This is a genomic window from Acinetobacter sp. YH12116 (assembly GCF_013418895.1).
Taxonomy (GTDB): domain Bacteria; phylum Pseudomonadota; class Gammaproteobacteria; order Pseudomonadales; family Moraxellaceae; genus Acinetobacter; species Acinetobacter indicus.
Genome location: NZ_VPBE01000021.1, coordinates 1 through 13,570, shown reverse-complemented (window position 1 = coordinate 13,570; position 13,570 = coordinate 1). Strand labels below are relative to the sequence as shown.

11 protein-coding genes and 1 rRNA gene are annotated in these 13,570 nt (G+C 46.2%); 9 read left to right on the top strand and 3 right to left on the bottom strand.

The genetic code is table 11. The features are described 5' to 3' along the window. The first annotated feature begins 3 nt into the window (after positions 1-3). Positions 4-1,386 carry a transposase gene (locus FTU54_RS11700; RefSeq protein WP_160242678.1) on the top strand — a complete coding sequence of 461 codons (1,383 nt, stop codon included), beginning with the start codon at positions 4-6 and terminating at the stop codon, positions 1,384-1,386. 89 nt (positions 1,387-1,475) lie between these two features. Here FTU54_RS11700 and FTU54_RS11695 read toward each other — a convergent pair whose 3' ends face one another. Further along, positions 1,476-3,413 (bottom strand): ATP-binding cassette domain-containing protein, encoded by a 1,938-nt coding sequence (locus tag FTU54_RS11695; RefSeq protein WP_160242679.1) that lies wholly within the window; start codon positions 3,411-3,413, stop codon positions 1,476-1,478. A 232-nt stretch (positions 3,414-3,645) separates the two neighbouring features. Between FTU54_RS11695 and FTU54_RS11690 the strand changes: the two genes are divergently transcribed. The 4 genes from FTU54_RS11690 to erpA all read left to right on the top strand — a co-directional run bounded on the left by FTU54_RS11690 (position 3,646) and on the right by erpA (position 7,694). Next, positions 3,646-4,653, top strand: a complete 1,008-nt coding sequence (locus FTU54_RS11690) for a putative solute-binding protein (protein WP_034598267.1) — start codon at positions 3,646-3,648, stop codon at positions 4,651-4,653. 257 nt (positions 4,654-4,910) lie between these two features. Beyond that, a complete protein-coding gene (locus FTU54_RS11685) occupies positions 4,911-5,921 on the top strand; it encodes a putative solute-binding protein (RefSeq protein WP_180074785.1) in 1,011 nt (336 codons plus the stop codon). Positions 5,922-6,267: 346 nt separating this feature from the next. Then, on the top strand, positions 6,268-7,242 hold the full coding sequence (locus FTU54_RS11680; RefSeq protein ID WP_171066731.1) for a putative solute-binding protein: 975 nt from the start codon (positions 6,268-6,270) through the stop codon (positions 7,240-7,242). Between the two features lie 116 nt (positions 7,243-7,358). Next, complete coding sequence (gene erpA, locus FTU54_RS11675) at positions 7,359-7,694, top strand: iron-sulfur cluster insertion protein ErpA (protein WP_005181144.1); 336 nt, start codon at positions 7,359-7,361, stop codon at positions 7,692-7,694. A 73-nt stretch (positions 7,695-7,767) separates the two neighbouring features. Here the strand turns inward: erpA and FTU54_RS11670 are convergent, their stop codons facing one another. After that, positions 7,768-8,895, bottom strand: a complete 1,128-nt coding sequence (locus FTU54_RS11670; protein ID WP_005181147.1) for an anhydro-N-acetylmuramic acid kinase — start codon at positions 8,893-8,895, stop codon at positions 7,768-7,770. Between the two features lie 63 nt (positions 8,896-8,958). Here FTU54_RS11670 and tyrS point away from each other — a divergent pair, with 63 nt between their 5' ends. Next, the gene (tyrS, locus tag FTU54_RS11665; protein ID WP_005181149.1) at positions 8,959-10,191 is read left to right on the top strand and encodes a tyrosine--tRNA ligase; all 1,233 of its coding nucleotides are present in this window, start codon (positions 8,959-8,961) and stop codon (positions 10,189-10,191) included. A 325-nt stretch (positions 10,192-10,516) separates the two neighbouring features. Here tyrS and FTU54_RS11660 read toward each other — a convergent pair whose 3' ends face one another. Then, positions 10,517-10,696 carry a hypothetical protein gene (locus FTU54_RS11660; RefSeq protein ID WP_180074784.1) on the bottom strand — a complete coding sequence of 60 codons (180 nt, stop codon included), beginning with the start codon at positions 10,694-10,696 and terminating at the stop codon, positions 10,517-10,519. 171 nt (positions 10,697-10,867) lie between these two features. On the opposite strand from FTU54_RS11660, the gene FTU54_RS15320 reads away from it, so the two are divergent. The 3 genes from FTU54_RS15320 to FTU54_RS11650 form a co-directional block, all read left to right on the top strand. After that, entirely contained in the window at positions 10,868-10,999 is a 132-nt protein-coding gene (locus FTU54_RS15320) for a hypothetical protein (protein ID WP_257220596.1), read from the top strand. A gap of 107 nt (positions 11,000-11,106) precedes the next feature. Beyond that, on the top strand, positions 11,107-13,011 hold the full coding sequence (locus FTU54_RS11655) for a bifunctional UDP-sugar hydrolase/5'-nucleotidase (RefSeq protein ID WP_180074783.1): 1,905 nt from the start codon (positions 11,107-11,109) through the stop codon (positions 13,009-13,011). A gap of 441 nt (positions 13,012-13,452) precedes the next feature. Continuing rightward, positions 13,453-13,570: ribosomal RNA gene (locus FTU54_RS11650) — 16S ribosomal RNA — on the top strand; the annotation flags it as partial.

The window sequence follows — 13,570 nt, the reverse complement described above, 5'->3', positions numbered from 1 at the left end:
TTTTTGAAACTAACACGCATCCATCACTGTAAAAACTTGAATGTGCAAAAGTACAAGCAACTTGAAAAACAAGCTGTTTTACTTGGTCGTGTTCGTAGCGAAGTGTGGGCTAAATATGGTGCTGTTGCAGGTTTAAATATCAGCGACAGAACCATTCGTGATGCGTGGATGAAAGAAAGTCGTGACTTTGGTGTTTCTGCAAATGCGTGGAAAGAAACGCTACGTGATTGCGTAGGTGATATTAAAGCCTATCGAGAAGCATCAAAAGACAAAGTAAAGCAGGCGATCCGAAAACGCACCTCCTGTAATAATGAACAAAAAAGACTATACACCTTGCTTAAAAAAGATGAATGGATGACTGATAATTTCCTCCATCGTCAAATGCGTAATCACTTTAAGCATGGTGTTAATCACACACATAATCAAATTATTGTTCGTGCGGATATGTGTAAAACCTTTGAGCTAAACGGTCAATGTTGGCTTAAAGTGCCAAGTCTAGTCCCTCGACAAACCATTAAAATTCCACTAAACACCACTGTTGATTTTGCGCCACAAGGCACACTTAGAATCATTCTAAAAAACGGTAATGTTGAAGTTCACTCAACTTATGATGCAGTTGAAACACAGGATTGTGGTCAGGAAACCGTAGGTGTTGATAAAGGTTATTCAGAAGCCTTTGTGGATTCTGATGGTGAAGTATATGGCAATGGTTTAGGTAAATTGATCTCAAGTGAATCAGACTACCTAAATCAAAAGTACAAACGTAGAAATAAGCTCAGAGCGATTTCTAAAGCCAAACCGCACAAGAAACAGAAAATTGAGTTAAATAATCTAGGTCGCAAGAAGCTAGATAAAAGGCAAGATGCTCAGAAAGCAAAGCTCAAGACATTGATATTTACAGCAACTCACAAGTTGGTTGATAAAGCCAAAGTGATTGTTGCGGAGGATTTAACCGCACCAATCCAAAGTAAGCGTAGCTATGGTAAAAATACCAATAGACGTTTAAACACATGGGTTAAAGGCTTATTAGCCGATGCCCTAACAGGTATATCTCACCGTAGAGGTTCTACGGTGCATCTAGTCAATTCTGCATACACTTCGCAAAGTGATTCTTTCTTGCATGGCCTTTTAATAGGTACACGTAAGGGAGATCGTTTTCACCGTTTCAATGGGGAAGTTGTGCAAGCTGATTGGAATGCTGCGAGAAACGTGCTTGCAAGATTAAACGACAATGAGATAAGTCGTTATACGCCTTACAAAACTGTAAAGCGTATATTGCAAGAACGGACTGACCGCTACAAGTCGGAACTGACCGACTCAGGCTCTAGTTACACGCTTGGCAACAAGACATTAACAGAGTGCGAATTACTCCTTGACTATGTTTGACTACATTTTAAGGAACAGTGATCATAAAGTGGAAATAAAAAGATAGCCACTGGGGCTATCTTGAGGGGAAGGTTTCGGAAGAAACGGGATTAACTGTTCTGGAATGATTGTTCCAGGGTTTCCAGTTCCATCATCAGTTCCAGCATGGTTTCTTCGGCCTGTTCCAGCGTGGCTTTTAAGCTGGTCTGTTCATTCATCAGCTTGAGCAGATCTTCTTTACGCGAAGCTTCATACAGGCTGCTGTCAGCCAGCTGTTCTTCAATACTGGCCAGACGGGGCTGGATTTTTTCAATCTGGCTTTCACATTGTTCAATTTTTTTCCGCAGCGGACGGGTTTCTTCACGGCGCTGCGCTGCCAGTTTGCGCTGTGCTTCTTTATCGACTTTGGCCGGTGCGGCAGTCTTGTTGGTACTGGCGCTGGCCTGTGCCAATGCGGTTTGGGCATTGATCTGCTGCTGACGGGCCTCACGTAACCATTTGGCATAATCCTGCAAATCACCGGAAAATTCAGTACAGCATCCGGCATGCACCAACAGCAGGTCATCACAGACACTGGCGATTAGCTGACGTTCGTGCGATACCAGTACCACTGCGCCCTCAAAGTCCTGTAAGGCCATGCTCAGGGCATGACGCATGTCTAAATCCAGATGGTTGGTCGGTTCATCCAAAATCAGTACATTCGGGCGCTGCCAGACAATCAGGGCCAAGGCCAGACGGGCACGTTCACCACCGGAGAAGCTTTCGCACGGCGTATCCATACGTTCGCCGCTAAAACCAAAACTGCCGAGGAACGAACGTAGGGTGGCTTCACTGATCTGTTTGTCGGCCAGACGTGACAATTGCAGCATCGGGCTGGCTTGGCCATCCAGTGCATCCATCTGATGCTGGGCAAAGTAACCAATATTTAGCAGTTCAGAGGCTTTGCGCTGGCCATTTAAAAGCGCTAAATCACCAACCAGTGATTTAATTAGAGTAGATTTACCGGCGCCGTTCATGCCCAGCAGGCCAATACGCGAGCTTGGGGTAATCTGCAGACTGATTTTGCTGGCAATACTTTTGCCCGGATAGCCAATTTCTGCCTGATCCAGAGTCAGTAAGGGTGAACTCATTTTGGTGGGTTCACGGAAAGTGAAGGTAAACGGGGTATCGACATGCGCCGGCGCCAGCAACTGCATTTTTTCCAGCTGTTTAATCCGGCTTTGCGCCTGACGCGCCTTGGTAGCTTTGGCTTTAAAACGGTCAATAAATTTTTGCAGATGTGCGCGGGCTTCAACCTGCTTTTCAAAGGCCTGTTGCTGCTGGGCCAGACGTTCGCTGCGGGTCACTTCAAAGGTCGAGTAATTGCCGGTATATAAGGTCAGTTCCTGATTTTCGATATGCAGGATATGATCGGTCACTGCATCGAGAAAATCGCGGTCATGTGAAATCAGGATTAAAGTGCCTTCATAGGCATTGAGCCAGTCTTCAAGCCATAAAATGGCATCCAGATCCAAGTGGTTGGTTGGCTCATCCAGAAGCAGTAAATCGGAGCGGCTCATCAGGGTGCGCGCCAGATTTAAACGCATCCGCCATCCACCAGAAAAACTGGAAACATCCAGACGTAGCTGATGTTCCATAAAACCTAAACCAGCCATCAGCTGGGCGGCTTTGGATGGGGCAGAATAGCCATGAATTTCATCAAAACGGCCATGTAATTGTGCCAGTTCGCTGTCACTGAGCTGTTCAGGTTGTGCCAGCTGTTTCTGAATCTGCCAGTATTCTTCATCGCCCGATAACACAAAATCCAGCGCCGGCATATCCAGGGCTTTGACTTCCTGGGCCATGTGCGCAACGGTCCAGCCCGACGGACGGGTCAGGCTGCCTTCATCTGCCCCCAGTTCTCCCAATAAGGCGGCAAATAAGGTCGATTTGCCAGCGCCATTGACTCCGGTGAGGCCAACTTTCCAACCCGGATGGATCTGCATGGACGCTTTTTGAAATAAGACACGACCACCACGGCGTAAAGAGACTTGGTCAAATTGAATCATTGGACTCACTAAACTCAGGAACAGAATGCGCCTATTCTAAAGGATGCGCTCTGGAAAACAAAAAGCTGGCGCAGTTTATTTCAGGTGCTACAGCAACACATCGAAAAAAATAATGAAAAAGCGGGCGCCGTGTCATCTATCGGAAAGCGGCTATGCAGGGTTTTTTTATAAAACCAAGCCCGATATATTAAAATTTCTGATAAAAAACAAAAACAAATGTACGGTGACAAAAATGAAAAACGGAGTTTTGTTGTTGTCGACACTGGCCTTGTGTGGCGTCAGTGGCCTGGCTCAGGCCAATCCGCAGGTCTGTGTTTTTGATCTGTTGGGACGGGCCGGAGAATCCTATAAATTGCTGGAAGAATGGGCCTTGGCCAGCAAGCGCTGGGGCAGCAATGTCAGTCTGAAAGCCTATCAGGATGAAGCCCAGGTCGAGCGCGATTTTAAGGCGGGCAAGTGTGATGGTGCCTATATGACCTCAATGCGGGCGCGGCAATACAATAAATTTGCCGGTTCGATTGATGCACTGGGCGGTGTGCCAAGTAATAGCATTGCCCAGAAAGCCATTAGTTATGTGCTGGACCGGCGCAATAACCGCCGTCTGGTGACCCGGATTGGCCAGGAAACCTTTGAAGTGGCTGGCATCGGCCAGATTGGCTCGGCCTATATTTTTGTTAAAGATCGGGCCATGAACTCGGTTGAGCACATCAAAAACCGGAAATTTGCGATTCTGCATTATGATCCGGCACAAAAAATGATGGTGGAGCGGGTCGGTGGTATTGCAGTCGATTCCGATATTTCCAATTTTGTACGCAAGTTTAATCAGGGCGAGGTTGATATTGTGGCCGCACCGGCCTATGCCTTTAAACCGCTGGAAATTGAAAAAGGTTTGGGCACACGCGGCGCCATGATTGATTTTCCGGTGGTCAATGTCACGGCGGACCTGATTATCCGGCCAGAAAAATTCGCAGATGGTTTTGCAGTGCAGTCCCGGCGCTGGTTTGTCCAGCAGATTCCGAAAAACTTTGCCATGGTGAAACGTCTGGAAGCGGAAATTCCGAATAAATACCGCACCCGACTCAGCAAGGAAGATCAGGACAAATACCAGAAACTGCTACGTGATGGCCGCATCGAACTGACCGAAAAAGGCATTTATGATGGCTCAATGATGCGGGTCCTGAAACGGGCACGTTGCACGGTAGAACGTACCAATTTTGAATGTTCACTTGGTGGCGAATAGAGAAAATGGTTATAAGTTTGTAAAAAAATGGCCATGATGTGTAAATTTTCACTGCGCTGCCTGAAATTTTTAAGCCATTGAAAATACTGCTGATCTCTATAATTTGTGGGTTTGAGATCAGCAGCTGTATAAATTGAATTGGTCACGATTTAAAAATATTTGGAGTAAAAGCTCTATTTTTTTAAAAACAAGTTGCTTAATATTCAGCAAGTGTATGGACACTCTTGATGAAAGACGATTCTGTAAGGACAAATACAATGAAAAAAACAATTCTCGCGCTTTCTACACTGGCTACTTTGGGTATGGCCAGCAATGCTCAGGCAGCCAAGGTCGATGTATGTATCTTCGATTTACTCGGCAAATCTGGTGAATCTTATCAAATGGCCCAGGAATGGGCGCTGGCCGCGAAAGGCTGGGGCGCAGATATCAACCTGATTCCCCGTCAGGATGAAGCCGTGGCCGATAATGACTTTAAAGCTGGCAAATGTGATGCGGTTTTCCTGACTGCGATGCGTGCCCGTCAGTACAATAAATTTGCCGGTTCAATTGATGCGCTGGGCGGTGTGCCCAGCAATGCCATTGCCCAACGTGCAATTACCTTTGCACTGGACAAACGTAATGCCGGCAAAATGGTCACCAATCTGGGGGGGAAAAAATATGAGGTGGCGGGAATTTCACCTTTAGGTTCAGCCTTTATTTTTGTCCGTGACAAGAATATTGATTCAATTGAAAAAGCTGCCGGCAAGAAATTTGCGGTACTGGGCTATGACGATGCACAAAAAATTATGGTGCAACGTGTCGGTGCTCAGGCGGTAATCTCCGATGTCTCTAACTTTGTGGCGAAATTTAATAATGGCCAGGTCGATATGGTTGGTGCGCCAGCCTATGCCTATAAGCCGCTGGAAATCTATAAAGGCTTGGGCAGCAAAGGCGCCATGTTTAATTTCCCGGTACTGCATGTCACGGCTGATTTAGTAATTAGTCCGGAGAAATTCCCGGCTGGTTTTGGCCAGAAATCGCGTGACTGGTTCTCGAAAAACCTGCCAAAAAGTTTGGGCATGATTAAACGTCTGGAAGCAGGCATTCCAGCCAAATACAAAATGAACCTGAGCGCGGAAGAGAAAACCAAATACCAGAAACTGTTACGTGAAGGGCGGATGGATATGACCAAGCGCGGTATTTATGATGCGTCGATGATGAGCGTACTCAAACGTGCCCGCTGTTCTGTCGATAAAGCCAACTTCGAGTGTTCACTGGGCGGTGAATAAGCTTCATTTTTAAGGAAAAACAACCCGGCATCTGTGCCGGGTTGTTGCATCTGGAACCTTGTCACTTGGGCCATTGCAGTTCAGGTCAAATCACGTAAGCTAATCAAAAATAATAGCTTCATCTTTGTCCAAGCCTAAAAAATAGAGATGAGTTGTTTCATCCAAGGCATACAGACAGGAGGAGCAGGAGAGCGTGATCTCCAAGGGTAAAAAGAACAAGGATGGATGCGCTAAAATAGCTTTTTAAAACATTAAACACGATTCAGTACAACTGAAAACAACAAGAACAGCGATAAAGGAAAGATCAATGAAATATTATGCTCAAGGCATCGCACTGGCTGCAGTGATGGGACTCGGTGCGACTGCAGCACAGGCCAAGCAGACAGTGTGTGTCTTTGATTTGGTGGGAAAAAGTGGTGATGTGTATGCGCTGATGCTGGACTATCAGCTGGCGGCCAAAGCCTGGGGCGCCGATATTGAACTGCGCGTCGGGCAGAATGAAGCGGTAATTGCCGAAGATTTTAAAGCCGGTAAATGTGACGGGATTAGTGTCACCGGTATGCGCGGGCGTCAATTTAACAGCTTTACCGGTTCTCTGGATGCGATTGGTGCAATTCCCGATTTAAATCTGGCGGTCAAAGTCATGCAGGGACTGGCCAGTCCGAAATTTTCCCGCTTTATGACTCAAGGCCAGTATGAAGTGGCTGGTGTAGTGCCTGTCGGTGATGCCTTTTTAATGGTCAATGACCGCAGTATTAATACCGTGGCCAAAGCTGCCGGTAAAAAAATTGCGGTCCTGGATTATGACCAGGCACAAAAAATTATGGTGCAGCAGATTGGCGCGCAGGCAGTCAGTTCAGATGTCACCAACTTCGGCAGTAAATTCAATAACGGTCAGGTCGATATTATTGGTGCGCCGGCCGCCGTGTTTAAGCCACTGGAGCTGCATAAGGGCCTGGGCAGTAAAGGCGCGATTGTGAATTATCCGATTTTACAGGTGACTGGCAATATTATTATTCGCCCGAACAAGTTCCCGGCCGGTTTTGGCCAGAAATCACGGGAATGGGTCAAAGGTCAATTACCGCGTGCCTTTAACATCTTGGGTAAAATGAAAGCCGATATTCCGCAAAAATACTGGATGAATATTCCGGCAGCCGACAAACCGGGCTATCAGAAGATGATGCGTGAGGCGCGGATTGACCTGACCAAACGTGGCATTTATGACAAACGCATGATGAAGCTGCTGTGGCAATTCCGCTGTAAGCAGGACCCGAAAAACTTCGAATGCGGCCTGCAGGATGAGAATTACAAACAATCTTGATAAAATTAGTCTGAATTGACTTTGAATTGAACATGACTGACCATATATTGGGTATGTTATACTTGATATGTGGTCTTTTCTGTTAAAAGACATTTGAATCGAACGAGGAATCCGACATGAATGCCCAAGCCCTTGTGCTGACTGACAATGCTGCGAACAAAGTACGCCAATTGCGTGACAGTGAAGGCAACCAAGATTTAATGTTACGCGTTTATGTGACCGGTGGTGGTTGTTCGGGCTTCTCTTACGGCTTTAACTTTGCTGAAAGCATGAATGAAGATGATGCTGAATTCGTGAATGGTGACGTAAAAATGCTGGTCGATTCACTTAGCTATCAATATCTGGTCGGTTCAGTGGTGGACTATTTAGAAGGTCTGGAAGGTTCACGTTTTGTGGTTCAAAATCCGAATGCCACGACTACGTGTGGCTGTGGTTCTTCTTTCTCGATTTAAGCAGAATTTTAAAATACTCAGCCCTCTATTTTGAGGGCTTTTTTAATATCTTTTTTAATACAAAGAGATTGGCCTAGACTGCGGTCAATGTTCCTAAAATCCGGTAGCCTTTGGCCCCGGTCACAGCCGGGAAATTGCCACTTTGCTGGTTGAGAAAACGCATCGCCAACCAGGCAAAAGCAGTGGCTTCCACCCAGGTTGGGTTAATGCCTAAATCTGCCGTGGTCTGTACACTCCACTCATGTTTGCGTAAGCGCCAGCGCAGCTGTTCCAGTAAATAGGAATTATAGGCACCGCCCCCACAAACATAGACTTCACCGGTGTCCATGCCCGAGCGGTAAATGGCTTTTTTAATCGCGCGGGTGGTCAGTTTTAACAAGGTGGCCTGCACATTTTCCGGGGTATCTTCCAGTTCCTGATAGGCCAGGTCATTGCGCCAGTCGGCAATCTGTTCATCCAACCATTCCAGGTTGAAATCTTCACGGCCGGTGCTTTTTGGCGGCTCTTTGGAAAAATATTCATGTGCCTGTAGCCGGTCCAGCAGACTGCGAATTGGCTGTCCATAAGCCGCCCAGTTGCCGTTTTCATCATAAGGCTGGCCGGTGTAGCGTTCACACCAGGCATCCATCAGGATATTGGCCGGGCCGGTATCAAAACCATAGACTTTTTCCGGCTGTCCGGCAGGCAACATGCTGACATTGGCAATCCCGCCCAAATTCAGAATCACCCGGTGGATGCTGTCATGCTGGAACACGTCCTGATGAAAAGCTGGTACCAACGGAGCACCTTGTCCACCGGCAGCCATATCACGCCGGCGGAAATCCGAGACCACCGGCAGCTGGGTTATTTCGGTAATAATATTTGGATCACCAATTTGCAGGGTAAAGCCATGTTCAGGCCGGTGGCGGATGGTCTGGCCATGTGAACCAATGGCACGAATCTGGCTGCGATCAAGCTGGTGTTCTTCAATCAGGCGGTTAATGCCATGTCCAATCATTTGCGCCAGCGCCACATCGGCCTTGCCCATCCGGTCAATTTCATTGTCATCCGGCAGGGTCAGGGCCATCAGTTCATCGCGTAAATCGGGATCGAAGCTCAGGGTCAGGGTGGCATGAAGCTGTAAAGGATCAAAAGAAGCAGCAACAATATCGACACCATCCATACTTGTGCCGGTCATTACCCCAATATAGATCGCTGTCATGGTTATTCTTAAGCCTGCAATGTGCTGAAAAAGTGTTAGTATATCGCACAAATTGAATAACTGATGTGTTTGGGTTTTGTGATGTCAAATTTCTTGCCAGCTGAAGAACAACTTGCCCTCATCCAACGAGGTACGCATGAAATTATTTCTGAAGAAGATCTTCTAAAGAAATTAAAAGAGAACCGTCCTTTAAAAATTAAAGCGGGCTTTGACCCGACTGCACCTGACCTGCATTTGGGTCATACGGTTTTAATTAACAAGCTGAAAGTGTTCCAGGATTTGGGGCACGAGGTCTTCTTCCTGATTGGTGACTATACTGCCATGATTGGTGACCCGACCGGTAAGAGCGCGACCCGTCCGCCGTTGTCACGCGAGCAGGTACTGGAAAATGCCAAAACCTATCAGGAACAGGTGTTCAAGATTCTCGATCCAAACAAAACCAAAGTGGTGTTTAACTCGGAATGGTTTGCCAGCAAAACTGCGGCCGATTTAATTCAATTGGCCTCACAGCAAACCGTGGCGCGTATGCTGGAGCGTGATGACTTCACCAAGCGTTATAACAACCAGCAACCAATTGCGATTCACGAATTCCTGTATCCGCTGGTACAAGGCTATGACTCGGTGGCTTTAGAAGCTGACGTAGAGTTGGGTGGCACCGACCAGACCTTTAACCTGCTAATGGGCCGTACCTTACAGGGCCGTTATAACCAGGAAGCACAGGTGTGTATTACCGTGCCAATTCTGGAAGGTTTAGATGGCGTCAACAAGATGTCGAAATCATTAGGCAACTATATTGGTGTATTTGATGCCCCAGGCGCGATGTATCAAAAAGTGCTGTCTATGCCGGATTCACTGATTGAGCGTTATTTTGACCTGCTCAGCTTCAAGTCTGTGGCAGAAATCCAGCAATTACTGAAAGAAGTGGCTGAAGGTCGTAACCCGCAGGATGTGAAAAAGATTCTGGCGCTGGAACTGGTCGAGCGTTTCCACGGTGCGGAAGCTGCAGCCAATGCGCATAAAGGTGCCGGTAACCTGATTACCGAAGGTGAATTGCCAGAAGGCACACCAGAAGTGACCATTTCACGTGGCGAATATGGCGGCGAGATTTTCATTGCTTCTATTTTACGTGCAGCAGGTTTAACCAAAAACGCGGCACAGGCTAAAGATGCTGTCGGTCGTGGTGCAGTGAAAGTTGATTGGCAACCAGTCGATGCCTCATTCTCGGTAAAAGAAAACGTGACCTTGATTGTGCAGGCCAGTAAAAAGGCCATTGCCAAAGTCACCTTTACCGACTAAAAATGCAGTTAAGTATTTGAATTAAAAAGCAGGCTTCGGTCTGCTTTTTTTATGATATTGCTTATAAGATATTTAAATTTAAAAAAAACCTTATAAAAACAAGAATTAAATTTTTCCGATTGTCTTGATTTTGTCATATTTTATGTTTAAGATTTATCCGTCTAAATATGTGGTGTCTACATATCTAGAGGGTAAATTGCTATTTGATGACGTTTCATCCCCAAGAAGCGCGGAAATAGCTGAAAATAATAATGACAATAACATATGGATCCGTAAAAGATTCAACTCCGAGGGAGAGATTTTGGGAGAGATCTCTTTCTTTTTTTTATCCAAAATTTAGCCTTTGACCTGAAAAAAGCGGTTTTTTGAGCAGCTCGAGCGGTGTCTGCCCATGGTTGCCCGCTGCAAAAATCCGGCGTATAAATAAATCCGGATCATCATTTCCATATAAAAAATAAACTCGAGCCAGAGGGAGCGTATGTATTCCTATAATACCGATACCCATGATCAGCAGCTGGATGCCATTTTACGTTTCCTGTTTGAATGACCAAAACTAAGAGCGCATTCTCGCTCTTTTAAGGGCGAGTTAGCTCTTTTTTAATATCAGCCGCAAAGTGAAAAGCAGTTTGCCTATCAACCGGTCAAGACACTGTTTGAGCAATTAGAGCTGTCGGCCATGTATCAGCTATTTGCCCTGATTCACGAGCAACTGCCGCGCAAAGCCAGACTGCTGTTTGCTGCCGAAGATTATCGCGGTAAACAGGCACTGGTCTTAGAAGTCATGCAGCATATTCGCGAACGGGTTTAACTATTGTCATGAAATCTTGATCGTTTTTTCATCTGTCTTACATGTTCAGGCCACAGACTCAATCAGACAATTCCGATTAAAACACTGAGTCTCAGGGTAATTGCCAGATGAACGTATTGAATAAAAAAACCATATTATCAATAGCCTGTCTTTCTGTTTTCATGACAGCCTGCGGGGATAATGACCGTCAGACTACTACACCGACACCAGTAGTCGAGGGTAAAGCCGTTGAACTGAATATTCTGCATATCAATGACCATCACTCCCATTTAGATGAAGAGCACTGGAACTTTAGCTTGGCACAAGGGGCTGAGGAAGAAAATTATAGCGTCAGCCGGGGTGGTTTTGCCCGCGTCGCCGGTTTAATCAACCGTCTGGCAGAGGAATATCCGAATGTGATTAAACTGCACAGTGGTGATGCGATTACTGGTGATCTGTATTTCAACCTTTCTGAAGGTAAGGCGGATGCAGATGCCATGAATACGGTCTGCTTTGACAGTTTTGTGCTGGGTAATCATGAATTTGATGCCAAAGATGCAGGCCTACAGAAATTTATTAACTATCTGGATGCCGGTAACTGTGCCACACCGACCCGTATTGTATCGGCCAATGTGAATTTCGGCTCATCTTCGCCGCTGTATCAGACTCAGCGCATTGAAAAGTCTTTTATATTTGAACGTGACGGTGAAAAGTTTGCCATTATTGGTCTGACCATTGCCGACAAAACCAAAAATGCCTCTCAGCCGAACAGTGACACTACGTTTGCCAATGAAATTGAAGCGGCTCAACAGGAAATTGATCGTCTGAAAGCTCAGGGTATTCACAAGATTATCCTGCAAACCCATACTGGTTTTGCCCTGGATCAGCAACTGGCTGCGGCTTTAACCGATGTCGATGTGATTGTCGGCGGTGATTCACATACCTTATTAGGTCCGGACAGTTTAGAGGCGGTCGGCCTGAGTCCGAGTGGTGCGTATCCGACCCAAGCGCGAAATAAAGATGGTGATCTGGTCTGTATTGCCCAGGCCTGGCAGTACAGCTATGTGGTGGGTGATTTAAAGGTCAAGTTTAATCCGCAAGGTCAGGTGGAACAGTGTAGTGGCACACCGCACATTTTAGTGGGCGATGACTTTAAGCGTGAAAATACCGAGAGCAAACAGTTCGAAGCCTTAAATGCAACCGAACAGGCGGCGCTACTGGAGCGTTTTAAAGCGACGAATATTCCGATGCAGGTGGTCAGCCCATATACCGCGACCTTAAATGTGCTGCTGCCATATCAACAACAGAAACAGAATTTTGCCAGCACGGTGGTGGCTCAGGCAACCGATAACCTGTGTTTACGCCGTGTACCGGGGATACAGCGTGATACCAGCCGTTCTAGTCTGGGCGATATCTGTAACCAGAATCCGCATGTCATTGCCCATGGCGGCGATATTCAGCAGATGATTGCCGAAGCCTTCTTGCAACAAGGTAAAGTGTACTTTGATGCCGATCTGTCATTCCAGAATGGTGGTGGGGTGCGTGTGGATGTCGCGGCAGGTCCAGTCACCGTAGAGAAAATCTATCAGGTACTGCCATTTAAAAATACACTGGTCCGTTTGGATATGACTGGTGCAGAAATTAAAGCCACGCTGGAAGATGCGATTAGCGGTGTGGTCGAGCAGAGAAATACTGGCAGTTATCCATATACTGGTGGTTTACGCTGGCAGGTAGATTTAACCCAGGCCAAAGGGCAGCGTATTAGCCAGCTGGAAGTGCGTAATACAAGCGGTAGTTATGAAGCACTGGTCTTGGATCGAACCTATAAAGTGGTGACTATCGACTTCCTGGCCAATGGACAGGACTACTATAGCAGCATGAAAGAGGTGACAGGCGAGCGCCGTATGGACGTGGGCCTTGATTATGCCGAAGCGTTTTTACAATATGTGGAGCGTTTACCGGGAACAACCGGACAAAAAGCGCTCGGTAAATTGCCAACAGCGGATTACAGCACGCAGAAATTTACTGAATAAGATAAAAAGAAAGACAGCAAAAAATCCCGTTCGCGGGATTTTTTCTTTTGAATTGTGCAAAAAATAAGTGAAAAACCGGTTTTTTTAGCCGTTTCGTAGAAAAAAGATACATACGTGAAAAATAAAGTGAATTGGGGCTTGCAATGATTCTGAAATCCTCTAGAATGCACCCCATACCGACGAGATAAACGAAAACGAACGAAGCACGAAGTGCTGAGTTGTCGAGTGTTTTGAGTCCAGCTTCTGGCACTGACGAGGTGTTGGAAAGATCATTAAGAGATTATGAAGAACAACTTGTGTGGATTTTTACTGGTTGATTAATCGAATATATTTTCATTAATTGATTGGTTTAAATTACTCGAAGTTTATTTGAGCGAAATTTAAGTCAGAAAATTGATGAGCCAAGTTTAAGAACTTTACTTATAAAGTTCGAAATGATTTTAACTGAAGAGTTTGATCATGGCTCAGATTGAACGCTGGCGGCAGGCTTAACACATGCAAGTCGAGCGGAGCGAGGGTGCTTGCACCTTAGCTTAGCGGCGGACGGGTGAGTAATGCT

What these genes read in the sequence shown, in the direction of transcription:
- tyrS (WP_005181149.1), top strand. Translation starts at nt 8,959, where the DNA reads ATGTGTTTGGGTTTTGTGATGTCAAATTTCTTGCCAGCTGAAGAACAA.
- erpA (WP_005181144.1), top strand. Translation starts at nt 7,359, where the DNA reads ATGAATGCCCAAGCCCTTGTGCTGACTGACAATGCTGCGAACAAAGTA.
- FTU54_RS11695 (WP_160242679.1), bottom strand. Translation starts at nt 3,413, where the DNA reads ATGATTCAATTTGACCAAGTCTCTTTACGCCGTGGTGGTCGTGTCTTA.
- FTU54_RS11690 (WP_034598267.1), top strand. Translation starts at nt 3,646, where the DNA reads ATGAAAAACGGAGTTTTGTTGTTGTCGACACTGGCCTTGTGTGGCGTC.
- FTU54_RS11680 (WP_171066731.1), top strand. Translation starts at nt 6,268, where the DNA reads ATGGGACTCGGTGCGACTGCAGCACAGGCCAAGCAGACAGTGTGTGTC.
- FTU54_RS11670 (WP_005181147.1), bottom strand. Translation starts at nt 8,895, where the DNA reads ATGACAGCGATCTATATTGGGGTAATGACCGGCACAAGTATGGATGGT.
- FTU54_RS11655 (WP_180074783.1), top strand. Translation starts at nt 11,107, where the DNA reads ATGAACGTATTGAATAAAAAAACCATATTATCAATAGCCTGTCTTTCT.
- FTU54_RS11660 (WP_180074784.1), bottom strand. Translation starts at nt 10,696, where the DNA reads ATGGGTATCGGTATTATAGGAATACATACGCTCCCTCTGGCTCGAGTT.
- FTU54_RS11685 (WP_180074785.1), top strand. Translation starts at nt 4,911, where the DNA reads ATGAAAAAAACAATTCTCGCGCTTTCTACACTGGCTACTTTGGGTATG.
- FTU54_RS15320 (WP_257220596.1), top strand. Translation starts at nt 10,868, where the DNA reads ATGTATCAGCTATTTGCCCTGATTCACGAGCAACTGCCGCGCAAAGCC.